This is a genomic window from Gracilibacillus orientalis (assembly GCF_900114645.1).
In the GTDB taxonomy this organism is placed as follows: Bacteria; Bacillota; Bacilli; order Bacillales; family Amphibacillaceae; genus Gracilibacillus; species Gracilibacillus orientalis.
In genome coordinates this window covers 107,271-132,903 of record NZ_FOTR01000006.1, presented here as the reverse complement: position 1 = coordinate 132,903, position 25,633 = coordinate 107,271, and the positions used below count along the sequence as shown (strand labels likewise).

The following is a 25,633-nucleotide window of genomic DNA, read 5'->3' as shown; positions in this document are numbered from 1 at the left end:
TTAGAAATATAATGTTTATATTGCTTTTTAATAATTGATAAGTCCGGTATAATAAGCAATAGTTGCTATGAAAGAAAATGGAGTGATATACATGTGGCAAAACTTGCAGATATTCGGTTTTCGGGCGTTATGGAGCCCATACTATGTTTTATTTATACTTAGTTTAGCTGCTCTTTATTATTTATTTTTCATAAATCGAAAAGATGATAAAAAAGCGGATATTAAACAAATCTCATTTTTCTACAGTGGTTTAATTTTACTCTATATTATTAAAGGGTCTCCTGTAGATTTATTATCCCATATCATGTTTACGTCCCATATGATACAGATGGCATTATATTATTTACTGTTTCCCATTCTGATCATTAAAGGGATTCCGGTGTGGGTGTGGAAAAAAGTATTCGATAGTATTGTAATTGGTCCAATATTGCGCTTATTGACGAAGCCTTTAATCGCTTTGCTGTTGTTTAATGGACTGTTTTCTATCTATCATATTCCGGTGGTTTTCGATTACGCTAAAGCAAATGAATTCGCGCATGCATCGATCACATTAACATTATTAGTCGCTGCATTTATTGTGTGGTGGCCAATCTTTACACCAATCAAAAAGATGGATACAATGTCACCTTTACTGAAGCTTGGATATATAGCTGCAAATGGAATTTTAATAACTCCAGCTTGTGCGCTAATTATCTTTGCCACGTCTAGTATTTATACAACATACAGCGCCACTGGTGGATGGATACAAGCATTGGCATTATGTGTTCCGGGTGATGTATTAAGCGGTTTGTCATTAAGTGGACCTGAAATGTTCTCTCCATTAGGAATATTGGAAGACCAACAGCTTGGTGGAATTGTAATGAAAATCACACAGGAAATTATCTATGGTGTGATTTTGGCTCGTATTTTCTTCCCATGGTTTAGAAGTGGCGCAGATAAAATCGATCCGTTACCGTCTAACCAACATACAGAACAAATATAAAATTGGAAGGATTGGATCCGATGGAATTATTACCGACACTAAGTACATTTTTCATTATATTAAGTGCAATACTTGTTGCTATTGGATGGCGATTAGTAGTAAAAAAGCAATACAAAGCCCATAAAAAAGTAATGATAGCAGGAGCAATAAGTGCTTTAGCATTTTTCATTATTTATATGTCCAGAACAATTTTTGTTGGAAATACAAGCTTTGGTGGGCCAGAAGAATTAGAAGTTTACTACACGATATTTTTAATTTTTCATATTATGTTAGCAACTTCTGGGGCAATATTTGGGGTTATAACCTTGACATTAGCATTCAAGCGAAATATTAAAAAGCACCAAAAAATTGGCCCTGTGACAAGTGTTGTTTGGTTTTGTAGTGCGATTACCGGGTTAATGGTATATTTATTATTATATGTCTTCTATGACGGTGGAGAAACAACAAGTTTATTAAAGGCAATTTTAGGTACATAAAAAAAGCTGAGCATTAGCGCTCGGCTTTTTTTATACTTTAATTTATAAAGAGAGACTCCCATCAGTGGCATTTTTTACGCCACTGATAGTTAGTGAAGCTCATTAGGATATCTGTCCGTTATCCTACGCTTAACTTCGTTGATTGGACGATTAGCAGCGTGTTGCTGGGTATCGATATTTGTTATACTTTGAAATTCATTTTTATAATACCTGCTTCTTTTGCAGAATTAAAAGCTATGACAAGTAGTGGTCCAACAATAAAACCTAGAATACCTAATAACTTTAGCCCGATATACATGGCAATAAGTGTTGCAAGTGGTGATAAACCAATATGTTTCCCCATTACCTTTGGTTCCACTGTTCTCCTAATCGCAAGAAGAATAATAGCTAAGATCGCTAATTGCCCACCTACAAATATGTCACCTGTTATTAGCATATAAAGAGACCACGGACCTAATATAGCAATCGAACCTATAATAGGTATAAAATCGATAATCCAAATAATTAAGGACATAATTAACGCATACTCAGGCACAATAATGTATAATCCAATAAGTGTCACAATAAAAATAATGATACTTACTAACAACTGCGCTTTAAAAAAGCCCAAAATAACATAAGATAAACGATCGTTCATAAATCTTACTTTATCCGCTGTGCTTTCTTTTAAATGGCCATATGTCTTTGCTTTTAAACGAGGTAGTTCTAGCATAAACATAAATAATGCAATTAAATAAACGATAAAACTGACCAGATAATCTGGTACTTTGCTAGCTACTTTGGCAATCTCTTCAATCCGTAACATTTCTCTAACATTATTACTTAAAGCCGTAGTAGTAGTTTGTATTTGTGTTTTTACTTCCTCCACAAGTTCTGTAGGCAAGTCTTCTGTAAAATGATCCAAATCTGATTCCCATTCAAGCACTTGATTATTTAAATGAATAAGGTATGATGGTACGTTTTCAGCAAAATTAATGACTTGACCAATTATTTTAGTAACTGCATATGTTCCAATTGTACTAATGATTATGATGAATAAGATAAATACAATTGTAACAGAAAGCTTACGATTTAATTTTAATTTTCTGATAACCCATCGTATAATGGGATTCAGAATTAAAGCTGTAATAAATGCTAAAATAAGTGGAATCGAGACTGGTAAAATAAATATAGCTACTAAAAGTAGGAGTAGAATAACAAAAAATAATTTGATATGTTTTTTATTGAGATTTTTCATTTAGGTAATATTGAAACTCCTTTCAACAGCAAGGTGTACACATAGGATCCTTATGAAAAACGGCTGTATTTCGGATACAGCCGTTTTTATTAGGAATGTGGACCATTATTTAATAAACGGTTCCATGTTTTCTTTTGCATTTTGTAATAATTTTGACGTTCTTTCAACTGTAGATGGTGGAAAGGTTTCTTCCTCTCCGTATTCAATGCCAGTAGGATAATAATGTTTCCCTAATAAAGGTGTTAACAATTTAATTACTGCATTACCCTTATCAACATCGCCCTCAACTGCGTAGCCTTGTACTCTTATGTAATATGTGATGTTTTTCTCGGGTGAGCCGATCTTATAATCATATGTAACACGTTCATAATCCCACTGATCTGCTCGAATGAAATTAGCTTTTGACATTGCATGATCTAATGGTTTTAAATCAATTAATACATCTTCTATTCCTGTGTTTGTAAATTTCATACTTTCACCTCATCTAAATTTATCACTAAACCTATAATAGTATGAAATGCCAAAAGATGCAATTTAAAAAAGTAATCTCTATTAAAAACTTTCATGAATAATATAGAGATGCATATAATGAAGTAAAGATAAGTCAATAATAGGTGGGGTTGTATGAAAATTAAAGCGGTAACTTTTATCGTAATAGTATCTTTAATAGTGTTTTTTAGTCTTTATTACTTTAGTCAACCTGATGAACCTCAGATAGTTCATTATCATAATACTCCTACACAAATAAAAAATGAAAAGATACAGTTGGATGAGGAGCATACGCTTATCGTTCAACAAAATGCTGTATGGAAATATATTAATCAAGATATTGATAATTTTGTATCTGTTTACGGAGAACCAAATCGAAAAGATCCTTCACAATATGAATTTGAGTGGTGGATATTTAAGCAAGAAGATTTCTATGTTCAAGTAGCAGTGCAAAATGAAAAAATTATAAGTATTTATTCAAATGCTACAACATTAGACTTCAGCCCACTAGAAATCGGGCATACAATGGAGGAGGTTAAGGAAATATATCAATTGGAAGAAGAAATAGAGTTTGATCATTTACGCTTTAAATTAACTGAAAGAGACTTGCAACAAAGACCTGTAATAAGGTTATCTGAAAAAGTATTTGCTCAGTTATATATTGATCAGTTTACGGAAAAGCTAGCAGGTATAAGATTAATGAACAAAGAAGCGTTTGAGTTGATAAAACCTTACGAATTGTTCTATTGGGGTGAAATAAAAGAGACTAGTCAACCAGAAGATGATGACTGGGAAGCCGTTGAGGAAGGGTTAGAGCAGCAGGTTTTTGACTTAACAAATGAAATTCGCGCAGCACATGAATTGGGGACATTAACCTGGGATGATCAAGCAGCAGATGCTGCAAAGGCTCATAGTAATGATATGTTTGAGGAAAATTATTTTTCTCATTACAGTTTGGATGGGGACGGGTTGAAGGAACGCTTGTTAGCTGTTAATGCTCATTATTTGTCTGCGGGAGAGAATATAGCAGCTCATTATGTTGATGCTCCGGCTGTAATTCACGGATGGCTTAACAGTGAAGGACATCGGGAAGCCTTGCTAAAAGAAGAATATACCCATATAGGTGTAGGTGTTTTCCACTCATTTTACACCCAAAATTTCATTCAAAAATAATGCTAAAAGCACAAAAATAGGCCATTTGCATATATTGTAGTAGAAAAGTTGTAAGAAAGGAGTACAGCAATGAAAAATGCATCCAATCCTTCTGTACAACATTTTAAAACATTCATTCATGAACATCCACTTTTAATTAAGGAAATTAAACATGGAAAAATGAGTTTGCAAGAGGCTTATGAGCAATATGTTTTATTAGGAGAAGAAGATCCTAGTTGGAATAAATATAAGCCTAATCACGACAAAAATGACTCAAATGATACCACCTCCAATCAACTATATCAAAAATTATGGAAACATATAGAGAAATTAGATGCAAACCAAGTAGAAACCCATATTAATGATTTGAATGGCGCTATAGATAACGTTATGACATTGATTGATCAGTTTAAACAATATCGAAATAATCAAACAGGCCAATCACAATCAGATAATTTCTTTTATAAACCAAAGGATTAGGAGGGTCTAGATGGAGCCGGACACCTACCGCTTTATCCAGCAACGAGAAGATTTGTGGAATTTTATTCGCTTGAATCCTGAGTGGTATCGGTATTTGACAAGAGATCCGAGCAGAATTGGTAAATTGGAAATAGAGGCGAAGCAATTCTATGGAAAAACATTACCTCAGCGTATGGAAAAGGCACAACAAAACATACAGATGATACGAATGCTAATGCAAATGGCAGGCTCTTGGAATGATTAGAGTTCTGTCTCTTTTATTTCTTCCTTATAATTGGTATGATAAAGATATGGAGGTGTTATAATTATGTTAGCGACAATGGAAATTGTTGATATTTTAGATGAATCAGAAGCGTTAGGTCAGATGGTTTTAGAGTCTGATGTCATGCAGGATTTTAATAAAGCAAGAGCAGTAATGGTACAAGACGATAAAGCACAGGAGCTAATCATGCGCTTTAATCACATAAAGGAATCATATGATGAGGTAGAACGTTTCGGCAGATACCATCCTGATTATAGTAAAATAACGAAAGAAATACGTGTTGCCAAGCGTGAGATGGATATGCATGAAACAATTGCAGCTTATAAAATGGCTGAAACCAATCTGCAGAAATTCCTCGATGAGATCAGTCAGTTAGTAGCCTTTAGTGTGAGTGATAACGTAAAAGTACCAATGGATGGAGCAGCACTAACAGATGGTGGTTGTGGCTGTGGATCAGGAAGCAGTGGATGTGGCTGTAAAGCTTCTTAGCAAAAGTGAGGTGACCCTTATGGTAGTGAAAAGACAAGGATTAATTATTTGGTTTAATCAGATGAAGCATGTTAAACATATCAAAAAATTCGGTCATATGATTCATGTTTCGAAAAAGTTAAAATATGCGATGATATATGTTGATCAGGATCAATTGGATGATACATATCATTCGCTAATAAAATTACCTTTTGTCACAAAAGTGGAACCTTCTTACAAACCATTTATCAAAACGGACTATGAAAGTAAAGTAATGGAAGAAGAAAAAGAATACGATTACGAATACAAAATGGGAATATAGCATAAATAAAGTCACTTGAAGTAGATAACATATTGAACATATTCTTCACAATAAAAAACAACCTGCAGTTATTAATAACTGCAGGTTCTTTTTATTTTCTTTATAAAGAAAACAAAAAGATAAAGGGAGAGGAGAAACCGGAGGAAGAACTTATGGGGAAATGTAAGTCTTCTCCGTATTTAAGCAACTTTTTATGTTGCTATATTTAAAGTTTGTACAAAACCTATTGCTTTTATACAAATGAATTTGATAATTGAGAATTTCGTTACTTTCATGCTATAGTAAGGGAGATTTAAAAAGCAGAAAGAAGGGAAGACTTTGAGAATAATTGCTGGTGATTTTAAGGGTAACAGAATTCAACCAGTTCCTAATCAGCTAACACGCCCTACAGGGGACAAAGTGAAAGAGTCTTTATTTCAAATGATTGGACCATTCTTTGATGGCGGAATTTGTCTTGACTTATTTGCTGGTAGTGGTGCATTGGCTATAGAAGCCATTAGTAGAGGGATGAATAAAGCAATCTTAGTGGACAAGCAACCTAAAGCAATTTCTATTATTCATCAAAATGTTAATCATTTACATATTCAAGATAGGGTTGAAATATATCGTAATGATGCCATTAGGGCATTAAAGGCGATTCAAAAAAGAGCAATACAATTCGATACTATTTTTTTGGATCCGCCTTACCATAAAGTATCTTACGATAAGTTGTTATATGGTATTACTTCTGCAGACATTGTAAAAGAAAATGGGCTTATTATTTGTGAGCATGATCCTAATACTAGGATCGAGTATAAAGATGAAGGATATCATATATGGAAACATGAAGTATATAGCAATACCACTGCGATCACGATTTTAAAGAAAGGTGTGAAAGATGATGACTAGGCTTGCAATTTGCCCTGGCAGTTTCGATCCGGTAACAAATGGTCACCTGGATATTATTCAAAGAGGGGCTAAAATTTTTGACGAAATAATTGTTGCCGTTTTTAACAATCAATCAAAAAATCCACTATTTACAGTTGAGGAAAGAGTTCACCTTTTGCAAAAAGCTACAGAAGATATCGACAACATATCTGTAGATGCATGTAGTGGCTTATTAATGGATTATGCTCAAAGTAAAAATGCTCAAGCTGTATTACGCGGATTAAGAGCAGTATCAGATTTTGAATATGAATTACAGCTTACCTCCATGAACCGAAAACTAAATGAAGAAATTGAAACATTTTTTATGATGACGAATAATCAATATTCTTTTCTAAGTTCAAGTATGGTAAAAGAAATTGCAAAGTATCAAGCAAATGTGTCAGACTTAGTACCCCCAATAGTGGACGAGGCACTAAAAGAAAAGTTTAACAATATTTAACTCTTGTGTTTTACTAAAATAACAACATAGATAAATAAAGCTGATAAAGTGACAATGAATCCCATTTGCTCGAATAGCAAATATAAATGTTGAATATTGTCAACAGAAGGTTGTGCCCAAGTTGATATGACCGTATCATTTGTTGATAGCTGGCTTTTATATACAGGTACATATAAAAGCCATACCATTATGCCAGCGATAAGACCATGTAACAAACGCCCTAAGAAATAAGGAGTAAATGATATATCTGTTTCAGCAAGTATGCTGGCAACTTGCGCTTGAACAGAAAAACCATTAAACGCTAGAATAACAGAAACTAAAATAGCTTTTATTAAAGTAGAAGTATTCGTGTTTGATACTTCATTTGCTCCTATTGTAATTTCAAACATACCAGAAAATAATGGTGAAGCCATCTCGGCCGGTATGTGAAACCAACTTAAAATAATGGCGATTCCTCCTGATAAAAATTGGGCGATGTGAACCTCACGTAAGATTTCTGTTAAGACCGAAAAAAGAATAATGAATCCACCGATGATGAGCAATGTTTGAATAGAATGGATTACTGAGTCACCTAATACTTTACCAAGCGTTCTTTTATCTTTTAATCTTGCATGATGGAGTTGCGTAAAAGCTTTCGTAATGGAAAAGTGTTGTAATGAATAATGATTTCGTTCATGGTATTTGTAAAATCGCATACAAATACCGACAAAAAAATTACTCGTATAATGAGTGATAGCAAGTAAAACACCTAATTGCTGATCATGAAAAAAGCCGATCGAAACGGCTCCAATAATAAATAATGGATTAGAGGCATTTGTAAAACTGACAAGTCTTTCTGCTTCTGCTTTTGATAATTGATTTTCTTGTCTTAATCTTGCTGTGAATTTTGCTCCTGACGGATAACCACTAGCCATCCCCATAGTCCAGACAAACCCGCCTACACCAGGGACATTAAATAATGGTCTCATTACAGGTTCGAAAAATACTCCAATAAAATGTACTACTCCAAAAGCGATTAATAATTCAGCTATAATAAAAAAAGGTAATAATGATGGGAACACAACATTGGCCCAAACATCTAAACCTCTTTGGCTAGCTTTTAATACTTCTTGAGGAAAGGCTATAATCATGGTAGCCATAAATACGGAAGATGATGCATAGATAATAGAATACAACTTTTGCTTCAATTTTTGCACTCCTTTAATAGCACTTTTCTGTACCTTTATCAATATGAGTAGTAAAATATGTAGTGTTTTTAAAGTTTGTCCTTCATTTAAATATACGCAACTGTGCCAAAGAAATATGACTTATCATTACATAAAATTGAAAGATCGCGAGAAAGAAGGGATTAGATGTTTCAGACAAAAAGTAAAACAAGGTTAATTGGATTTTTCGTAGCGTTCATTATGGTTATTTTATTATTTAGTTATCAGCTACCCTTTTATATTCATAAACCGGGACATGCAGATCCACTTAACCCTGTTATAGAAGTAGACGGGGCGTCAGACAGTGAAGGAGATATGCATCTTGTAACTATTCAAGGTGGTAGAGCTACACCATTTCAATATATGATGGCTTTATGGCGAGATTATCATGATATACTTCCGATAGAGGATGTATTACCTGAAGGCATGACTGATGAGGATTATCGTCAAATGCAGCTAATGATGATGGAAAGTTCACAAGAAGGATCAACTGTTGTTGCATATGAAGCAGCAAAAAAAGAGATTAATATTAATTATGAAGGAGTTTATGTTGTATCAGTTGTGGAAGGAATGCCTGCAGATGGGATCTTACAATCAGCAGATCAAATCATTGAAATAGATGGACATACTATTAATGAGGCAGAGGACCTTATCGATTATGTTTCAACGAAAAATGTTGGTGATCATATATCAATAAAGGTTAAACGAAATGAAGAGACTTTTGAAACAGAAATTACCATGAAGGCCCTTGAGGCATTAGATGGGCAACCAGGAATTGGAATTCAACTTGTCACAAATCGAAGTGTGACTGTTTCACCTGAATTAACTTTCACTAGTGGTGAGATCGGGGGTCCCAGTGCAGGGCTCATGTTCTCGTTGGAAATCTATGATCAACTAACAGAGACAGATATTACGAATGGCCTTCAAATTGCTGGTACAGGCGAGATTGATTATCAAGGTAATGTAGGAAGGATTGGAGGTATAGATAAAAAAATAGTCGCAGCAGATCATGCGGACTGTGATATCTTCTTCGCACCTAATGAAAACGGTAGGGAAGATTCTAACTATCAAATAGCCAAACAAGTTGCTAAGGAAATCGGAACAGACATGGAAATAATTCCTGTCGACACTTTCGACGACGCTCTTACCTATCTTCAAAATCGGTGAAAAAGAATCAGTGGAACAAATAAATATCATATTTACAATCAGTATATTTAAGACGCCATAAATTATGGCGTCTTAAATATTGGTTTTTGATATGCTTGTTTTGTTAAATATTGTTGGGAAGTTAATGGCAAAATGCTGTAATAGGCATGATCAATGCGATCGTCAAATGCCTGATAGGGATAGGGATGTTTGTTACTTGTATACCATTCCACATCGATTTCTTTTTTTCTGGCACTTAAATAGTTTTGGCCATTTTTACTCATGGCTAAGATCCGAATCGCAGACGGTTTTTTTTCAGTCACGTATGCTTCGATTTCACTGGCGTAAGTATTGGTCAGTATATGTGTAAATACACGTTGTAAACTAGTCCACGTATATCTTTTTGTTTTTAACAGTTCCATCCACTCAGAGAATGATTCTGCTTTTTTAGCAGTATTAATTATTCGATTCTCTAATCCCTCTTTGATACCGTGAATGTTAGCAAATTCATCCTTCCTCATCGTTAATACCCGATATTTTAGTAATGGAAAATATGCTTCCCAATAATGCCAAGAACTATGAAGCTCTTTATATGACTCAAGTGATTCATTAGTTATGGAAGGAATAGTATCATTTAATTCGTTTGTGTTTGTATTTGTATGAGCTGTCAATAATTGCTTGCGAATGCTTGTTGCACTTGCTATAGGATCATTGATTTCACGATCATGATAATTATTTTTAATTCGTTTAATTGTGTAAGGGAAGATGGTTGTATGTAAATCATAAATATTTTTAACATATTGATACCCAAGTATATTATTGGGTTTGGCAAAATCAATAGACAGATTTTCGCCGCCAATCTTGGAAAATGCTATGTCATTTGCTTTAGGATAGGAATTACCTTGATTTAAAGCTTCCGTTAAATAAAGATCATAGTTTTTTTGGTGTTCAGTAATGAAATGATATAATGTATTAAAATCATCGATTTCACCATGTTCACTACCAAAACACAATGAATCAACTTGAAGACTGTTCAAAATTTTTATTGCACCATTTGCAAAGAGCTCACTATGTTGAACCGCATAAAAATAAGGTAGCTCGATTACGAGGTCAACCCCTTGTTGTATCGCCATTTTTGCTCTGGAAAACTTATCGACAATCGCTGGCTCGCCCCGTTGTAAAAAGTTACCACTCATTACTGCAACCATACATTCTGCACCTGAAACAATTTTTGCCTGTTGAAAGTGATAGTGATGTCCGTTATGATAGGGATTGTATTCTACAATTAATCCGCATGCTTTCATAGTAACCTCCTCCATCATTTGTTTTATGAATGATTTTTCGTATGAATGTGAATGATAAGCATATTGTATTAAGTAGTATATCATATAAAGTAATAAATGTTTGTTCTGTAAAGAAAATATATTGACAAATGGACCAATACATTTTAAAATATTTCTTGTTGCCTTGAGGTGAATATAAATGAAATTATATATCCAAAAACTTAAACAGTTACAGGGAGAACCCGTTTCTTTTCGTGAGGAAGCAGACATTTCAGATATTGCGAACTTGGATAATGATATCCGACGAATCGAACCAGTTCTAGTTGACGGAACAGCTAGGATGGTTGGTGACGATATTACCTGTGATTTTCAAATTCAAGGAACGATGATTCTACCTTGTGCAAGAACATTAGTAGATGTAGCGTATGACTTTTCCATACATGCAATCGAAACTTTTACGACAACTTCTTACCGCGAGGAAGATGAGGTATTTTTAGTGAATGGTGAGGTACTTGACTTAATACCATTTATCAAGGAAAATGTACTATTAGAGATGCCTTTAAGAGTGTTTGCTGATGATGACAAATTAGAAGCAAATACGATGAAGGAAGGTAAGGGGTGGACACTGGTTACTGAGGAAGAACAATCAGAAAAGGTAGATCCACGCCTTGAAAAACTGAAATCTTTATTAGATGACAACAGTAATGAGAAAGATAGTAAAGAATAGATCTTTACTTCTCTTTAAAGGAGGTGTAATGCATGGCAGTACCAAAGCGCAAAACTTCAAAAAAGGTAAAAAACCAACGTCGTACTCATAAAAAATTACATGTACCAGGAATGGTAGAATGTTCAAATTGTGGAGAATTAACTAAACCACACCATGTATGTAAATCTTGTGGACAATATGATGGAAAACAAGTAGTAGACCAATAATTTTATATGTTGTACAACAAGTAGTGTAAGGGATAAAGATCTCTTACACTATTTTTATTTTCACAATAGCGAGTTATATCATTGTGTTATAGAAAAACTTGAATTTCCCAAGGTCGATTAGACAACTATGCAAAAAAATATTACGATGTTAATCGTCCATAAAACCCCCACTATAAATCACAGATGTTAACACCCTGATAAGTATCACTAACGTACAAGAAAAAATAAGGCAATAGTTCTAGCTGTAGATCAAGTTTTTCTAATATTTATGAACAATATGTCTATCTCTTCTATTAATTGCATACATTGTATCAAGAGTAGAGGAGGTGGAGTTGTGCAAGGGAACCGACAAGATGCTTGGACTAGTGATGAGGATATTTTGCTAGCTGAAACCGTGTTGCGCTATATTCGTGAAGGGAAGACGCAGTTAGAGGCATTTAAGGAAGTAGGAGAAAAATTATCACGAACTTCTGCAGCGTGTGGTTTTCGGTGGAATGCAACGTTAAGGAAACAGTATGAAGAAGCTATACAGATAGCAAAACAGAATCGAAAGAAAATATCTTACCAATCTCACCAAAAACTAGATGCTAGTCACTCTGATCAACCAAACATTCATGAAGTGATCCAAACATTAGAGCGTCTGCAAAAATACTATCAGGCTATAGACCATCAGGAAGAATTACGTAAACTAGTGGAAGAAAATAAGCAGTTAAAGCAAATGTTATATCAGTATCAAGTATTAATTGAATCCATACAGCAAGCAATGGAAAAGTTAGAGCATTAATTCATAACTATTATGAGTTAGTAACCTCATCGGAAATGATGGGGTTTTTATGTTTTTTGAAATGATACTCATTATAAATTACTTGTTACCTGTAAAGAAAGTTTTCTTAAAAATTTGCTTAACAATAGATACAAAATGCTAACCAATGAAAACATTTAGGGTGAGATGATCTTCCATTCTTTTGAGGTGACTGCTAATTCGTCGCTGCGGAAAAATACTCCCTTTCCAGGGGCACGGCTTCAGCTTCCTCAAAAAGCAAAAATCGCTTTCCTGCGGGATCTTCAGCTCGCGCTGTTCCCCTAGGAGTGTCGCATTTTTCCGCAGCTTCGTATGGTTTTCTGATCAAGTGAGCAGAAGTCCAAGAAGGTATATTCCAAGGGGGTCAGCCTTCCATCAACAGAAAATCACTACTAGCGGAGGCAACATACGCAGACTCCTGCGGGAACAGTGGCCAAAGTGAGACCCCACAGCGAACGGTCTGGGTGAGTGAGGAGGCTCACGGGTCACCCGCGGAAAGCGAAGTATGTTGCCGCAGCGTATCCTTAACACTCATTTCTAAGAAGAGGGAAGGAAGCAAATCTAAGCGAAAGTTTTACTGCGCAGTATATGTTTATTGTGGCGATTAAACGGAAATAGGTATAGGGATTTGAAAAAGATGCTTGCACAAGTTCAAAAGTCTTATATAATTAAAATAAATATGACTAAAAGTGATGGTAAGAAAGTTATAACAAATTTTAAAAGTGAGGGTATCGTATGATAGAAGGTTTGTACTATCTACTTGCATTGATGGTTACGCTACCGTTTGCTATAACGTTTTTAATTTACAAATTATCGTATAAGTTTGTAGGTAAAAAACGCTATTGCTTCCATTTAGCAATTGATACAACGACTGTTTTATATATCGCATCAGTTGCCGCTATTATTTATTCTGTTTTTTCCGTAAATCCTATTAGTTATATTATTCTCCTTTTGTTATTCATTTTATTGGTATGTGTCTTTGTTCATTGGAGAGTATATACGGATATCATTTTTTCTCATGTCTGTAAGCGTTTCTGGAAAGCTTCATTTTTACTATTTTTTACATTACATATTATCACGATTATATATGGAATCTTCTACAATATAAGCAAGGTGTTGTAGCGATTACATATTCACAAACAAAATATGTGCTTTTATCGCTTGCATTATGTACAATACTATTGGATTACTATTGTATATATTGAAGATAAAGGAGCAGTTCATTAATGCGTATCGAATCCCAAAGACTCGATTTACATAATAAATTTATCAATGATTATCAAAAGGGAGTAAAGGATTTATTGGATCATTTTGATTATAATCCTTATGATGAAAATGTTTTTGAAGAACGTATGAAAGATTTAAAAGAACAGAAATTTCAAAGAGATGCCCTTGCTGATGTATTAATTTCGATAAATCAACGTTGGTTTGCAACGGAGGCCACATATGAAAATATTGAAAGACTAAGAGATGAGAAGAGTGTCGTTGTTATTGGAGGTCAACAAGCAGGTATACTATCTGGTCCAATGTATACCATTAATAAAATAGTCTCCATCATTTCTTTGGCAAAGCAACAAGAGGAGTCATTAGGTGTACCAGTATTACCTGTGTTTTGGATTGCGGGAGAAGACCACGATTTTGATGAAGTGAATCATATTTATTTACCGGAAGAAACAGAACTTCGAAAAAATCCCATAGATGTTGATGATAAAGAAAGATCTTCCGTATCTCATCGAAAATTAAATAAAGAACAAACATATGATTGGTTGGAAACAACCTTTCGCTCTCTAAATGAAACTGCTTATACGAAAGAATTGTTTCAAACTTTGCATGACAAGTTGATGAAAGCAAACACTTTTGTAGATTTTTTCGCATCCTTTCTTCATGATATCTTTGCTGATACTGGATTAATCCTAGTTGATTCTGGAGATGCTGAAGTTCGACAATTAGAATCTACATACTTTCATGAAATGATTGAAAAGCAACCGGAAATAAGCCGCAATGTGTACCGTTCGTTACAATCAATGAGAACAAAGGGATATCATGTTAGTGTTGATGCCAATGAACATGATGGTCATTTATTTGTAGAACAGGATGGAGAAAGAATATTACTTCAAAAAGACGACTACAATTGGGTTGGTAAAAATAATGAATGCCAATATACCACTCAAGAGCTTTTGGATATAGCAACAGAAACACCAGAACGATTGAGTAATAATGTAGTGACCAGACCTTTAATGCAAGAAAAATTATTTCCTACTATAGCGTTTTTTGCAGGTCCAAGTGAAGCGGCTTATTGGTCGATTTTAAAACAGGCATTCCATCATATATCAATCAAAATGCCACCAGTTTTGCCACGAATGTCGCTAACATTAGTCGAAGAGAAACTGTTAAAAGTATTGAATAAATATAATATTGATACTACCTCCGCAATTAATAACGGGGTCCAGAATCAAAAAATAAACTGGTTATCTGCTCAATCTAGCAGGCCGATTGAAGAAATGACGAACCAACTGGAGGAAGCCATTAAAAAGGCGCATCATCCTCTAAAAGAAGTAACCAATGATTTAACAGATGATATATCACAATATGCAGATAAAAACTTGCAATTATTATTACAGCAAGTAGATAAACTTTCGAAGAGAATAAATAAAGAATATTCCAAAAAATATCATTTGCAGTTAAAAGAGTTTGATTATATTCAAATGCACTTAAAACCTGAGAATGGACTACAAGAACGAATCTGGAATATTACTTATTTCCTTAACCTCCATGGATTTGAATGGTTCAAACAAATAAATAGTTATCCATTTGATTGGAAAAAACAACATTATATAGTGTGCTTATAAAGAAAAGGTAATTGGTTGATGTAACCAATTATCTTTTTTTTTATGGTCTTTTTAACACTGATCTAATGCGGTTTTATAGCCTTTTTAAAAAATGGTTAATTTTTTTGAAGATTTAGTGGTGAAAAGTGGGGGAATGTGGTACGATAAAGTTAGAAAGTGGGGTGCCTGGGTATGTTCATGGGAGAATATCAACACAACATTGACACAAAAGGACGTATAATCGTTCCTTCTAAGTTCAGAGACGGACTAGGAGATCAATTTGTCGTTACTCGTGGTTTGGATCAATGTTTGTTTGCATACCCGATGAGTGAATGGCACCTATTAGAAGAAAAACTTAAAAAATTACCGTTAACTAAAAAGGATGCACGAGCATTTACCCGCTTTTTCTTTTCTGGCGCAGTTGAATGTGAACTTGATAAGCAGGGAAGAATAAATATACCTGCCCCACTTCGCAAGTATGCAGGAATTGAAAAAGAATGTGCGGTTATTGGTGTATCAAGCCGTGTAGAATTTTGGGCTGAAGATAAATGGAATGAATTTGTAGATGTATCAGAAGAATCATTTGCAGAAATCGCGGAAAATATGATGGATTTTGATTTGTAAAAACAACAAGATAGGGGTGACTTCATGTTTGGACATTATACGGTATTAAAAAAAGAAACTGTCAATGGTCTCCATATCAATCCGGATGGCATTTATATTGATTGTACATTAGGTGGTGGCGGACACTCCGGGTACATATTAGAACAGTTGAGTGAAAAAGGCAGGTTAATCGCGTTTGATCAAGACCAAGATGCTATTGATGCTGCTAAAGAAAGATTAAAAGATCAACTTGAACAAGTCACCTTGATACAACGGAATTTCCGTCATTTAAGTGAAGAATTAGAAAAACTCCAAATAAAAGAAGTAGATGGTATTTTGTTTGATTTAGGTGTTTCCTCCCCTCAATTAGATAGAGGTGAACGAGGTTTCAGCTATCAGCATGATGCACCATTAGATATGCGAATGGATCAAAACAGCGAATTAAATGCGTTTGAAATTGTGAATAAATGGCCATACGAAGATCTAGTATCAATTTTCTTTAAATATGGTGAAGAGAAATTTTCTAAACAAATTGCTCGCAAAATCGAATCAGAAAGAACGAAAAAAACAATCGACACGACGTATGAATTAGTTGACATTATTAAAGAAGCAATCCCTGCACCTGCCAGAAGAAAAGGTGGACACCCCGCTAAACGGATATTTCAAGCAATTCGAATTGCAGTTAATGATGAACTGAAAGCTTTTGAAGATGCATTATATCAAGCAGGCAGATCTCTTTGTATAGGTGGAAGAATATCAGTTATTACCTTTCATTCATTGGAAGATCGTATCTGTAAACAAACCTTTAAAAAATGGAGTACAATACCTCCAGTTCCAAAGAATATTCCAGTGATACCAGAAGAATTCAAACCTCCATTTCGACTGGATAATCGAAAACCAATTTTAGCATCAGAGACAGAATTGGAAGAGAATCGACGATCAAGGTCAGCTAAGTTGAGAGTAATTGAAAAAGTGAAAGAGTGGAATGAAGAAATATTTAAATAGAAGGGTGGCAAAACCATGAGTAGTCAACATGCAAGAGTTTATTACACACACGATCAGGTAAAAGAACAAGTGCAGCAACCGAATGTAGTCAGAAAAAAAGTAAAAGTACAGAAGCGCTGGGTTACTCGCGGAGAGAAACTGATGTATTCTATCTTTGCTGTAATATTTCTTTGTTTTTCTGCTTATTTGGTTAGCTATAGTGCTTCGTTAGACCAAATTAATCGAAATGTTGAATCGTTAAACACACAAATTCAACAGCAGAGTGTACACAATAAAAATCTTGCTTTTCAACAAAAAGAATTAAGCCAGCCTGAGCGCATTATTGAAAATGCCAAAAAACATGGATTGAAAGTTCAAAACACACAAGTCAAACAAGCAACTGAACTTGCAGATTAGGTGTAAAAATGAAAAGTAAAACAACACAAATCATGCCGGTTATTTGGATTGTTATATTCACCATTTTATTTCTTGTCATTGTTGGAAGGTTTTTGTACATTCAAGTATCTGGAGAAGTATCTGGTGTTTCCATTCAGGAGTTGGCTGATGAAAAAAGAACCAATAACTACAATATTCCCGCTTCTAGGGGGACGATTTACGACCGTAAAGGTATGGCACTAGCTCAAGAACATGTTGTGTACCGCTTATATGCTGTTATTGATGAGTCACATACTGCTAACTATGTTAAAGATGTGGACAAGACAGCGCAAAAACTAGCACCTATATTAGAAATGGAAGAAAGTGAAGTAGCCGAGCGTTTGAATAAAGGTATTAGTAATGAAAAGTTTCAGGTTGAATTTGGCTCTAATGCTAGGGAATTAAATCAGGAACAGAAAGAAGAGATCGAAGCTTTGGAGTTACCTGGTATTAACTTTATTGAGGAACCAATCCGCTTCTATCCAAATGGTATGTTTGCTTCACATACGATTGGTTTAACAGACAAACAAGATGATAAAATTGTCGGAATTAATGGTGTGGAAGGGTTCGTGAACGATTTACTTACCGGTAAGGATGGATCGATTTCTTATCAAAGAGATCAGTTTAATATGAAACTATTAGATCCAAAAGAGGTAATAAATGAGCCTGATAATGGTGATGATGTCTATTTAACAGTTGACCAAAAAATACAAACATTAATGGAAGACGCATTATCAGAAGTGCAAGAAGAATATGAGCCTGATAGGATGAGTGCTGTTGTAATGGATGCCAAAACAGGGGAAATACTGGCTCTAAGCAACAGACCAAGTTATAACCCTAACAATATTGGTGAAGTGGATAATTGGTATAATGATGTCATTGCTACACCTTTCGAACCTGGATCGACGATGAAAATATTCACGCTAGCATCGGCAATCGAAGAAGGTGTTTGGAATCCTGAGGAACAATACAAATCAGGCAAATACAAGGCAGAAGACAACGTTCAAACAATAGGAGATCATAATGGTCGTCAAGGTTGGGGAACGATTAGTTACTTAGAAGGTATTCAACGTTCTTCCAATGTAGCGGCAGCAAAATTAGCCTATGAAAAGATCGGACCCGATAAATTCTTGGAGTATTTGCAAGCATTTGATTTCGATAAAAAGACAGGTATTGACCTTCCAGGTGAAGTGTCAGGAAGGATACTTTATAACTGGGTTAGTGAAAAAGTAACGACTGCATTTGGACAAGGTACCACTACAACACCAATACAAATGATGAAAGCAGCAACTGCGATTGCAAATGACGGTAAAATGTTAAAACCATATATCATCGACAGAACATTGGATCATGATACACAAGAAGTTTTAGCAGAGAATCAACCAGAAGTAGTTGGTGAACCTATCTCTGAAGAAACGGCGAGAGAAACATTAAAAGTGCTAGAATCGGTTATTACATCTGAGAACGGTACAGGTCATGAGATTTACAATTTAAATGATTATACTGTTGCAGGTAAAACAGGTACTGCTAACTTTGTTGATACTGAAACAGGAAAATATAAAATAGGAAGAGAAAGTTACACCTTTTCTTTCATGGGCATGGCTCCGGCTGACGATCCAGAACTTATTATGTATGTATCAGTAAAAGAACCTACTCTAGATTCAACAGAATCAGGATCTGCACCTGTTTCTTTTGTCTTTAAAAATGTAATGGAAAATAGTTTGCGTTATTTGAATATCGAACCGGATAAAGAAGCAAAAGAACCTATCGAAGTAGTAGAGATTCCTGAGTGGGAAGGAAAACAAACAGATTCATATGTAAATAAATTAAAAGATTTAGGTATAGCACCAATTGTTATCGGTGATGGTGAGCAGATCAAAAAAGTAAACCTTCAACCAGGGACCAAAATAACATCTAGGCAAACTGTTTTTGTTGCGACTGATAACATGAAGATGCCGGATTTGACAGGATGGTCATTTAGAGATGTGTTATCTTTCCGAGACTTTTTGGATTTAGATTTAGAGTGGACGGGAAATGGTTATGTGAAGAAACAGAGTATTGAAAAAGGGTCGTCTTTCAATGAAAAAGATTATTTAATGGTTGAACTGGAAGAACCGGATGTACCGGAAGAACAGGAAGCAACATCAGATGAATCTGATGATGAGGAGAACGAAGAAGAGCAGTAAACAATCATACACAGTGTTCTATTCAGCCTTTCACAAACATATATTGGGACAAACAGTTTCTTGAACTAAAGGAGATATGTCATGAAACGGATAACCAATATTAAGGTGCAACGCAGAATAGTCACTGTGTTTCTTTTTGCATTAATCATTATGGGAGTTATTGTAGCACGGTTGGGTTATGTGCAATTTGTCTGGTCCGATTTTCTGATTGCTGAGGCGGAAGATTTATGGAGTAGAGATATTGTTTTCGAACCGGAAAGAGGGAAAATCATTGACACCAATGAAGAGGTTTTGGCGGAGAATGTTTCAGCTCCAACGGTAATGATCGTGCCACGACAAGTGATAGAGCCAGAGAAGTCAGCACAACAATTAGCAGACGTATTGGATATGCCTTATGAAGATGTGTTAGAAGCTGTTCATAAAAATGAGCGTATCGTAATACTGCAACCAGAAGGTCGGAAAATATCAGAAGAAAAAGCAATGGCTGTCCAAATGTTGGAATTAGAAGGTATTTACATTGCAGAAGATTCTATTAGACATTATCCAAACGGCGCATATTTGTCACATGTACTTGGATTTAGTGGGATTGATAACCAAGGATTAACAGGACTAGAGTTAATGTATGAAGATATGTTAAGTGGAACAGAAGGCAGTTTATCCTTTTACAGTGATGCAAAAGGAAAAAGAATGCCACAAATGGCTGATAAATATACTGCCCCTAAAGATGGCTATGACCTTCAACTAACCATAGATAGCAAAGTACAAACGATTATGGAGCGAGAATTAGATATAGCAGAAGAGAAATATAACCCTGATGGGGCTATAGCTATTGCTGTGAATCCTAAGGATGGCAGTATTTTAGGGATGTCATCGAGACCAAACTTTGACCCTGCGAATTATCAGGATATCAGTGCTGAAGTATATAATCGAAATTTGCCGATTTGGAGCACGTATGAGCCTGGTTCAACGTTTAAGATTATTACGCTAGCCTCTGCATTGGAAGAGGACTTGGTTGATCTTGAAAATGATACTTATGTGGATGATGGGGACATTGAAGTGGGTGGAACACATTTGCATTGCTGGAAAAGTGGGGGGCATGGTCATCAAACATTTTTAGAAGTTGTACAGAATTCATGTAACCCTGGATTTATCGTTTTAGGGCAAAAGCTAGGTAAAGAAAGGTTATTTTCTTATATTGAAGATTTTGGCTTTGGACAAAAAACAGGTATTGATTTACAAGGTGAAGCTAATGGAATTTTGTTCGATTTAGATAATGTCGGTCCTGTTGAGCTAGCGACTACCGCTTTTGGTCAAGGTGTATCAGTTACACCGATCCAGCAAGTAATGGCAGTGTCAGCAGCCGTTAATGGTGGCTATTTATATGAGCCATACGTTGCAAAGGCATTTCTTGACCCGGTGACAGGTGAAGAGGTCGATAAAACAGAGCCTGTCTTGAAAAATAGAATCATCTCATCCGATACATCTAAAAAGGTACGCGAGGCTCTTGAATCCGTTGTTGCCGTAGGGACAGGTAGAAGTGCGTATGTGGATGGTTATCGAATAGGTGGAAAGACAGGGACTGCACAGAAAGTCGGTGAAGATGGGAAGTATATGGAGAATAACCATATTGTATCATTCATCGGTTTTGCACCAGCTAATGATCCTGAAATAGTTGTCTATGTTGCTATAGATAATCCAAAAGATGTTGTGCAATTTGGTGGGGTGGTAGCTGCTCCAATCGTCGGCACCATTATTGGAGATAGTCTGCGCGCGTTAGGTGTGTCAAAGCAAGAAGAAGGAATTGAAAAAGAATACCAATGGCCTGAATCTCCCCCTGTTGAAGTGCCTGACTTAATTGGCTTAAATAAAAATGAATTACAACAGTCGCTAGTTTCATTAGAAGTTGATGTGGTAGGAGAAGGTGATTATATTATTGATCAAGCACCAGCTGCAGGAGAAAAAGTACAAGAAGGAAGTAAAATCAGGCTTGTATTAGGTAATAAATAGTAATAAAGATTTATCGTAATGTTGAAAAGTCTTTGATATAATAATGTAGTTGTTTATAAAAAGTAACCCAAAAGAAAAGGTGACTAGTATGAATGTAAATGATTTAATCAAAAATTTACCAGATTATCAATGTAAACAGAACCTTGATATGATTAATATAGAACATATAGCAATGGATCACAGACTTCTAAAAGAAGATTCTTTATTTGTTTGTATTAAAGGGTATACCGTCGACGGCCATCAATTTTCAGAAGCCGCAATTGAAAATGGTGCAACTGTCATCCTGGCCGAAAAGGAATTGGATGTATCTGTTCCGGTTGTCATTGTCCCAGACACATCAAGGGCTTTGGCTCATTTAGCAAACATTTTTTATGGCCATTCTTCCAATAAGTTAAAAGTTATTGGTGTGACTGGTACAAATGGAAAGACCTCTGTCACACATATTATTGACGAAATTCACCAGTACGCGAAGCAAAAAACAGCTTTAATCGGTACAATTCAAATGGTGATTGATGGTGAGAATCATCCAGTTAAAAACACAACACCTGATGCTTTATTTTTGCAAAAAAATTTATATACCATGGTCGAAAAAGGAATAGACGTGGCTACAATGGAAGTATCATCACATGCATTAGACTTAGGGAGAATTCATGGTGTAGATATCGATATCGCTGTATTTACTAACTTAAGTCAAGATCACCTTGATTATCATCAAACAATGCAAAACTATTTATATGCAAAAAGTTTATTGTTCTCACAGTTAGGTAATACGTTGGAACATGAATCACCAAAATATGCAATTATTAATCAAGATGATGAGTATGCTGACTTTTTAAAAAAAGTAACTGCTCAACCGATTTTAACTTACGGTGTTCAAAATAAAGCTTCTTTCCAAGCTATCAATGTAAAATTGATGGCCAATGGTGTTTCATTTATAATGAAAACTCCAAAAGGTGATATTCCAATCGAGAGTAAACTAATGGGTATGTTTAGTGTTTATAATATGTTAGCAGCGGCTGCTGCAGCCTATGCATCGGGAATTGGATTTGAAGTAATACAAAATGTGTTAAACTATACTTCAGGAGTGAAAGGACGTTTCCAACCGGTAGAACATAAGAAGGATTTTGGTGTAATTATTGATTATGCACATACACCTGATTCAATAGAAAATGTCTTGTCAACGATCAAGCGATTCTGTGAAGGAGATATACATGTAGTAGTTGGTTGCGGTGGCGATCGTGATCGTCGTAAAAGACCATTGATGGCAGAAATCGCCTGTCAATATGCAGATCTAGCAATCTTTACTTCTGATAATCCACGTTCAGAAGCCCCACAAACTATTATTGATGATATGGTGAAAGGATTGACCTATAACAATTATCAAACAGTGTTAGAGCGTGAAGATGCAATAAAGCAAGCAATTGAACAAGCTAATGATAAAGATGTAATTTTAATTGCTGGTAAAGGGCATGAAACATATCAATTGGTAGGAGATAAAGTCTTAGATTTTGACGATGAAAAAGTAGCTATAAAATATCTGAATTCGTAACACTTGGATAGGAGATTGGAGAGAACATGGATGAATGAATATACATTTTTAATTACAGTAGCGATCGCATTTTTAATTACTGTCCTACTATCCCCCATTTTAATTCCTTTTCTTAAAAGGTTAAAATTTGGACAAAGTATAAGAGAAGAAGGGCCTCAATCACACCAGAAAAAGTCAGGCACTCCAACTATGGGCGGGGTCATGATTATTCTAAGTATTACGATAACAAGCATCGTTGTCGTTGCCCGTGTCAATAATGGTGCATTAGGATATGAAGTATTATTGTTACTATTAGTGTTGATTGGATTTGGCATATTAGGTTTTCTTGATGATTTTATTAAAGTGGTATTAAAACGAAATCTGGGACTAACCTCCAAGCAAAAGTTATTAGGGCAAATAGTGATTGCTATTATATTTTATGTAGTTTTACTGCAACAAAATTTTTCAACAAGTATTGCTATCCCAGGTACAGAAGTCTCCTTTGACTTAGGATGGTTTTATCCTATTTTTATCGTGTTAATGTTAGTTGGTGCTTCTAATGCAGTAAATCTTACTGATGGACTGGATGGGTTATTGGCTGGTACGGCTGCTATTGCTTTCGGAGCATTTGCAATATTAGCTTGGTACGGTATCCCGAATTTAAGCGTGACACTGTTTAGTTTATCGGTTGTAGGTGCATTACTAGGCTTCTTAGTATTTAATGCACATCCTGCTAAGGTATTCATGGGAGATACTGGATCATTGGCGCTAGGTGGTGCGATTGCAGCCATTGCTATATTATTAAAGTTGGAGATTATATTAGTAATTATCGGTGGAGTTTTCGTTTTAGAGACATTGTCCGTTATCATTCAGGTTATTTCCTTCAAAACAAGAGGAAAAAGGATCTTTTTAATGAGTCCGCTGCATCACCACTATGAGTTAAAAGGTTGGTCTGAATGGCGTGTCGTTACTACATTCTGGGCGATAGGTATTTTATTTGCTATATTAGGCATATATATTGAGGTGTTGGCATCATGAGAGTACTAAAGGAGTTCCCTTTTGCTAAAGTACTTGTATTAGGCCTTGCAAAAAGTGGAACAGCTGTTGCGAAGTTGTTAAGTAGAAATGGTGTAAAAGTTATCGCGAATGATTTAAAAGCCTCTGAAGACGATGAAAATGTACAAAGTTTACAATCCCAGGGTATCTCTGTAATTGTTGGTGAACACCCCTTATCATTGCTGGAGGATGTCGACGCCATTATTAAAAACCCAGGTATTCCCTATGAAAATATTTTAATAGATCAGGCTGTTAAAAATCGGATTCCGGTATTAACAGAAATAGAGTTAATACCGTACTTTGATATTAATCAAACTGTAGGAATTACTGGTTCAAATGGAAAAACCACGACAACTACTTTAATATATGAAATGTTTAAAAAAGCAGATTCTCCTGTAAGTTTAGCGGGAAATATCGGTCATGTTGCATCAGAAGTTGCCGAGCAAATGCACGATAAACAAACAATGATTGCCGAATTATCTTCCTTTCAGTTATTAGGTATTAGTACATTTAAACCTAATATTGCGGTGTTACTAAATCTTTTCGAAGCACATTTGGATTATCATCATACATTGGAACAGTATCACAATGCAAAAGCAAATATATTTAAAAATCAAACAGAACATGACTACTTAGTTTATAATGCTGATGATCAACGTATCTTAAACATGATTAAAAATGCTAGCTCAAATCTTGTGCCATTTAGCCGTAAAGAAGTAGTATCGAACGGTACGTATTGTGATGAGAAGGCAATTTATTTTCGTGGTGAGAAAGTGATTGAATTAGCTTCAATTGTATTAGTTGGTGAACATAACCTAGAGAATATTTTAGCTGCTATTTCCGTGGCAAAAATTGAAGGTATTTCAAACCAAGTTATTGAAACAGTCCTTACAACATTTACAGGTGTGTCACATCGACTGCAATTTGTTAAAGATGTAAATGGTCGAAAGTTTTATAATGATTCCAAGGCTACTAATATACTTGCAACAACTAAGGCATTATCTGCCTTTAATCAACCGATCATATTGCTGGCAGGTGGTCTTGACCGCGGCAATGAATTTGATGATTTGTTACCATATATGTCAAATGTGAAGGCACTTGTATTATTTGGAGAAACAACCCAAAAATTAAGAAAAATCGGAGAAGCTAGTGGAATAGAAAATTTAGAAATGGTCGACACGATGAAAGAAGCTGTTCAAAAAGCGTATCAATTATCCAATGAAGAAGATGTTGTCTTATTGTCACCTGCTTGTGCAAGTTGGGATCAATATAAAACCTTTGAAGAAAGAGGCAACATGTTTATGGAATCTGTGCATAAATTATAATGGGGGGCTTGTCTATTATAATAAGCACAGACCATGTTGTATCAAAATAAAACGAGCCCCTAAATTTATTAAAAGATT

General features: G+C 35.2%; 27 protein-coding genes. 23 read left to right on the top strand and 4 right to left on the bottom strand.

The genetic code is table 11. The features are described from left to right. The first annotated feature begins 91 nt into the window (after positions 1-91). Positions 92-982, top strand: a complete 891-nt coding sequence (gene ctaG / locus BM121_RS12420; RefSeq protein ID WP_091483962.1) for a cytochrome c oxidase assembly factor CtaG — start codon at positions 92-94, stop codon at positions 980-982. A 20-nt stretch (positions 983-1,002) separates the two neighbouring features. Then, complete coding sequence (locus tag BM121_RS12415) at positions 1,003-1,458, top strand: DUF420 domain-containing protein (RefSeq protein ID WP_091483961.1); 456 nt, start codon at positions 1,003-1,005, stop codon at positions 1,456-1,458. Between the two features lie 181 nt (positions 1,459-1,639). Here BM121_RS12415 and ytvI read toward each other — a convergent pair whose 3' ends face one another. Together ytvI and BM121_RS12405 are read right to left on the bottom strand one after the other, a co-directional pair. Continuing rightward, the gene (gene ytvI, locus BM121_RS12410; RefSeq protein WP_091483960.1) at positions 1,640-2,695 is read right to left on the bottom strand and encodes a sporulation integral membrane protein YtvI; all 1,056 of its coding nucleotides are present in this window, start codon (positions 2,693-2,695) and stop codon (positions 1,640-1,642) included. A 105-nt stretch (positions 2,696-2,800) separates the two neighbouring features. Beyond that, on the bottom strand, positions 2,801-3,166 hold the full coding sequence (locus BM121_RS12405; protein WP_091483959.1) for a YugN family protein: 366 nt from the start codon (positions 3,164-3,166) through the stop codon (positions 2,801-2,803). Between the two features lie 153 nt (positions 3,167-3,319). Here BM121_RS12405 and BM121_RS12400 point away from each other — a divergent pair, with 153 nt between their 5' ends. The 7 genes from BM121_RS12400 (at position 3,320) to coaD (ending at position 7,234) form a co-directional block, all read left to right on the top strand. Continuing rightward, complete coding sequence (locus tag BM121_RS12400) at positions 3,320-4,357, top strand: CAP domain-containing protein (RefSeq protein ID WP_091483958.1); 1,038 nt, start codon at positions 3,320-3,322, stop codon at positions 4,355-4,357. Between the two features lie 69 nt (positions 4,358-4,426). After that, entirely contained in the window at positions 4,427-4,816 is a 390-nt protein-coding gene (ylbD, locus tag BM121_RS12395; protein ID WP_091483957.1) for a spore coat protein YlbD, read from the top strand. A 10-nt stretch (positions 4,817-4,826) separates the two neighbouring features. Beyond that, positions 4,827-5,060, top strand: coding sequence for a YlbE-like family protein (locus tag BM121_RS12390; RefSeq protein WP_091483956.1), 234 nt, complete (start codon positions 4,827-4,829; stop codon positions 5,058-5,060). Positions 5,061-5,123: 63 nt separating this feature from the next. Beyond that, on the top strand, positions 5,124-5,567 hold the full coding sequence (locus BM121_RS12385) for a YlbF/YmcA family competence regulator (RefSeq protein ID WP_091483955.1): 444 nt from the start codon (positions 5,124-5,126) through the stop codon (positions 5,565-5,567). A gap of 19 nt (positions 5,568-5,586) precedes the next feature. Next, the gene (locus BM121_RS12380; protein WP_091483954.1) at positions 5,587-5,868 is read left to right on the top strand and encodes a YlbG family protein; all 282 of its coding nucleotides are present in this window, start codon (positions 5,587-5,589) and stop codon (positions 5,866-5,868) included. A gap of 318 nt (positions 5,869-6,186) precedes the next feature. Further along, complete coding sequence (gene rsmD, locus BM121_RS12375; protein ID WP_091483953.1) at positions 6,187-6,756, top strand: 16S rRNA (guanine(966)-N(2))-methyltransferase RsmD; 570 nt, start codon at positions 6,187-6,189, stop codon at positions 6,754-6,756. After that, positions 6,749-7,234, top strand: a complete 486-nt coding sequence (gene coaD / locus BM121_RS12370; protein WP_091483952.1) for a pantetheine-phosphate adenylyltransferase — start codon at positions 6,749-6,751, stop codon at positions 7,232-7,234. The genes rsmD and coaD overlap by 8 nt, the downstream gene beginning before the upstream one ends. Here coaD and ylbJ read toward each other — a convergent pair. Further along, positions 7,231-8,421: a sporulation integral membrane protein YlbJ gene (gene ylbJ, locus BM121_RS12365; RefSeq protein WP_091483951.1), complete on the bottom strand. Its 1,191-nt coding sequence runs from the start codon at positions 8,419-8,421 to the stop codon at positions 7,231-7,233. The two genes, coaD and ylbJ, sit on opposite strands and share 4 nt — an antisense overlap. A 165-nt stretch (positions 8,422-8,586) precedes the next feature. Between ylbJ and BM121_RS12360 the strand changes: the two genes are divergently transcribed. Beyond that, entirely contained in the window at positions 8,587-9,606 is a 1,020-nt protein-coding gene (locus BM121_RS12360; RefSeq protein WP_091483950.1) for a SepM family pheromone-processing serine protease, read from the top strand. 62 nt (positions 9,607-9,668) lie between these two features. Here BM121_RS12360 and BM121_RS12355 read toward each other — a convergent pair whose 3' ends face one another. Continuing rightward, positions 9,669-10,889 (bottom strand): nucleotidyltransferase, encoded by a 1,221-nt coding sequence (locus BM121_RS12355; protein ID WP_175495421.1) that lies wholly within the window; start codon positions 10,887-10,889, stop codon positions 9,669-9,671. 178 nt (positions 10,890-11,067) lie between these two features. Here BM121_RS12355 and BM121_RS12350 point away from each other — a divergent pair, with 178 nt between their 5' ends. From BM121_RS12350 to murD, 13 genes are all read left to right on the top strand, one after another. Beyond that, positions 11,068-11,595 carry a YceD family protein gene (locus BM121_RS12350; protein WP_091483949.1) on the top strand — a complete coding sequence of 176 codons (528 nt, stop codon included), beginning with the start codon at positions 11,068-11,070 and terminating at the stop codon, positions 11,593-11,595. A gap of 32 nt (positions 11,596-11,627) precedes the next feature. After that, positions 11,628-11,801, top strand: coding sequence for a 50S ribosomal protein L32 (gene rpmF / locus BM121_RS12345; protein WP_091483948.1), 174 nt, complete (start codon positions 11,628-11,630; stop codon positions 11,799-11,801). Positions 11,802-12,135: 334 nt separating this feature from the next. After that, a complete protein-coding gene (locus BM121_RS12340) occupies positions 12,136-12,585 on the top strand; it encodes an RsfA family transcriptional regulator (RefSeq protein ID WP_091483947.1) in 450 nt (149 codons plus the stop codon). Positions 12,586-13,338: 753 nt separating this feature from the next. Next, positions 13,339-13,725: a DUF3397 family protein gene (locus BM121_RS22690; protein WP_091483946.1), complete on the top strand. Its 387-nt coding sequence runs from the start codon at positions 13,339-13,341 to the stop codon at positions 13,723-13,725. A 104-nt stretch (positions 13,726-13,829) separates the two neighbouring features. Beyond that, positions 13,830-15,452, top strand: a complete 1,623-nt coding sequence (gene bshC, locus BM121_RS12330; RefSeq protein WP_091483945.1) for a bacillithiol biosynthesis cysteine-adding enzyme BshC — start codon at positions 13,830-13,832, stop codon at positions 15,450-15,452. 171 nt (positions 15,453-15,623) lie between these two features. Then, positions 15,624-16,055, top strand: a complete 432-nt coding sequence (gene mraZ / locus BM121_RS12325; protein ID WP_091483944.1) for a division/cell wall cluster transcriptional repressor MraZ — start codon at positions 15,624-15,626, stop codon at positions 16,053-16,055. 24 nt (positions 16,056-16,079) lie between these two features. Then, positions 16,080-17,039, top strand: coding sequence for a 16S rRNA (cytosine(1402)-N(4))-methyltransferase RsmH (gene rsmH / locus BM121_RS12320; protein ID WP_091483943.1), 960 nt, complete (start codon positions 16,080-16,082; stop codon positions 17,037-17,039). A 15-nt stretch (positions 17,040-17,054) separates the two neighbouring features. Continuing rightward, the gene (ftsL, locus tag BM121_RS12315; RefSeq protein ID WP_091483942.1) at positions 17,055-17,435 is read left to right on the top strand and encodes a cell division protein FtsL; all 381 of its coding nucleotides are present in this window, start codon (positions 17,055-17,057) and stop codon (positions 17,433-17,435) included. An 8-nt stretch (positions 17,436-17,443) separates the two neighbouring features. After that, the gene (locus tag BM121_RS12310) at positions 17,444-19,639 is read left to right on the top strand and encodes a penicillin-binding protein (protein ID WP_091483941.1); all 2,196 of its coding nucleotides are present in this window, start codon (positions 17,444-17,446) and stop codon (positions 19,637-19,639) included. Positions 19,640-19,720: 81 nt separating this feature from the next. Continuing rightward, positions 19,721-21,646, top strand: a complete 1,926-nt coding sequence (locus BM121_RS12305; RefSeq protein ID WP_091483940.1) for a stage V sporulation protein D — start codon at positions 19,721-19,723, stop codon at positions 21,644-21,646. Positions 21,647-21,734: 88 nt separating this feature from the next. Continuing rightward, positions 21,735-23,195 carry a UDP-N-acetylmuramoyl-L-alanyl-D-glutamate--2,6-diaminopimelate ligase gene (locus tag BM121_RS12300; protein WP_091483939.1) on the top strand — a complete coding sequence of 487 codons (1,461 nt, stop codon included), beginning with the start codon at positions 21,735-21,737 and terminating at the stop codon, positions 23,193-23,195. A gap of 30 nt (positions 23,196-23,225) precedes the next feature. Beyond that, positions 23,226-24,212 (top strand): phospho-N-acetylmuramoyl-pentapeptide-transferase, encoded by a 987-nt coding sequence (gene mraY, locus BM121_RS12295; RefSeq protein ID WP_091483938.1) that lies wholly within the window; start codon positions 23,226-23,228, stop codon positions 24,210-24,212. After that, the gene (gene murD / locus BM121_RS12290) at positions 24,209-25,555 is read left to right on the top strand and encodes a UDP-N-acetylmuramoyl-L-alanine--D-glutamate ligase (protein WP_091483937.1); all 1,347 of its coding nucleotides are present in this window, start codon (positions 24,209-24,211) and stop codon (positions 25,553-25,555) included. The genes mraY and murD overlap by 4 nt, the downstream gene beginning before the upstream one ends. Positions 25,556-25,633 lie beyond the last annotated feature (78 nt).

Coding starts and splice junctions, on each gene's coding strand:
- BM121_RS12355 (WP_175495421.1), bottom strand. CDS start 10,889: ATGAAAGCATGCGGATTAATTGTAGAATACAATCCCTATCATAACGGA.
- BM121_RS12310 (WP_091483941.1), top strand. CDS start 17,444: ATGAAAAGTAAAACAACACAAATCATGCCGGTTATTTGGATTGTTATA.
- BM121_RS22690 (WP_091483946.1), top strand. CDS start 13,339: ATGATAGAAGGTTTGTACTATCTACTTGCATTGATGGTTACGCTACCG.
- ylbD (WP_091483957.1), top strand. CDS start 4,427: ATGAAAAATGCATCCAATCCTTCTGTACAACATTTTAAAACATTCATT.
- ftsL (WP_091483942.1), top strand. CDS start 17,055: ATGAGTAGTCAACATGCAAGAGTTTATTACACACACGATCAGGTAAAA.
- BM121_RS12380 (WP_091483954.1), top strand. CDS start 5,587: ATGGTAGTGAAAAGACAAGGATTAATTATTTGGTTTAATCAGATGAAG.
- BM121_RS12415 (WP_091483961.1), top strand. CDS start 1,003: ATGGAATTATTACCGACACTAAGTACATTTTTCATTATATTAAGTGCA.
- rpmF (WP_091483948.1), top strand. CDS start 11,628: ATGGCAGTACCAAAGCGCAAAACTTCAAAAAAGGTAAAAAACCAACGT.
- bshC (WP_091483945.1), top strand. CDS start 13,830: ATGCGTATCGAATCCCAAAGACTCGATTTACATAATAAATTTATCAAT.
- BM121_RS12305 (WP_091483940.1), top strand. CDS start 19,721: ATGAAACGGATAACCAATATTAAGGTGCAACGCAGAATAGTCACTGTG.
- BM121_RS12350 (WP_091483949.1), top strand. CDS start 11,068: ATGAAATTATATATCCAAAAACTTAAACAGTTACAGGGAGAACCCGTT.
- ytvI (WP_091483960.1), bottom strand. CDS start 2,695: ATGAAAAATCTCAATAAAAAACATATCAAATTATTTTTTGTTATTCTA.
- murD (WP_091483937.1), top strand. CDS start 24,209: ATGAGAGTACTAAAGGAGTTCCCTTTTGCTAAAGTACTTGTATTAGGC.
- mraY (WP_091483938.1), top strand. CDS start 23,226: ATGAATGAATATACATTTTTAATTACAGTAGCGATCGCATTTTTAATT.
- BM121_RS12390 (WP_091483956.1), top strand. CDS start 4,827: ATGGAGCCGGACACCTACCGCTTTATCCAGCAACGAGAAGATTTGTGG.
- BM121_RS12300 (WP_091483939.1), top strand. CDS start 21,735: ATGAATGTAAATGATTTAATCAAAAATTTACCAGATTATCAATGTAAA.
- rsmH (WP_091483943.1), top strand. CDS start 16,080: ATGTTTGGACATTATACGGTATTAAAAAAAGAAACTGTCAATGGTCTC.
- BM121_RS12385 (WP_091483955.1), top strand. CDS start 5,124: ATGTTAGCGACAATGGAAATTGTTGATATTTTAGATGAATCAGAAGCG.
- BM121_RS12405 (WP_091483959.1), bottom strand. CDS start 3,166: ATGAAATTTACAAACACAGGAATAGAAGATGTATTAATTGATTTAAAA.
- mraZ (WP_091483944.1), top strand. CDS start 15,624: ATGTTCATGGGAGAATATCAACACAACATTGACACAAAAGGACGTATA.
- BM121_RS12360 (WP_091483950.1), top strand. CDS start 8,587: ATGTTTCAGACAAAAAGTAAAACAAGGTTAATTGGATTTTTCGTAGCG.
- coaD (WP_091483952.1), top strand. CDS start 6,749: ATGACTAGGCTTGCAATTTGCCCTGGCAGTTTCGATCCGGTAACAAAT.
- ctaG (WP_091483962.1), top strand. CDS start 92: ATGTGGCAAAACTTGCAGATATTCGGTTTTCGGGCGTTATGGAGCCCA.
- BM121_RS12400 (WP_091483958.1), top strand. CDS start 3,320: ATGAAAATTAAAGCGGTAACTTTTATCGTAATAGTATCTTTAATAGTG.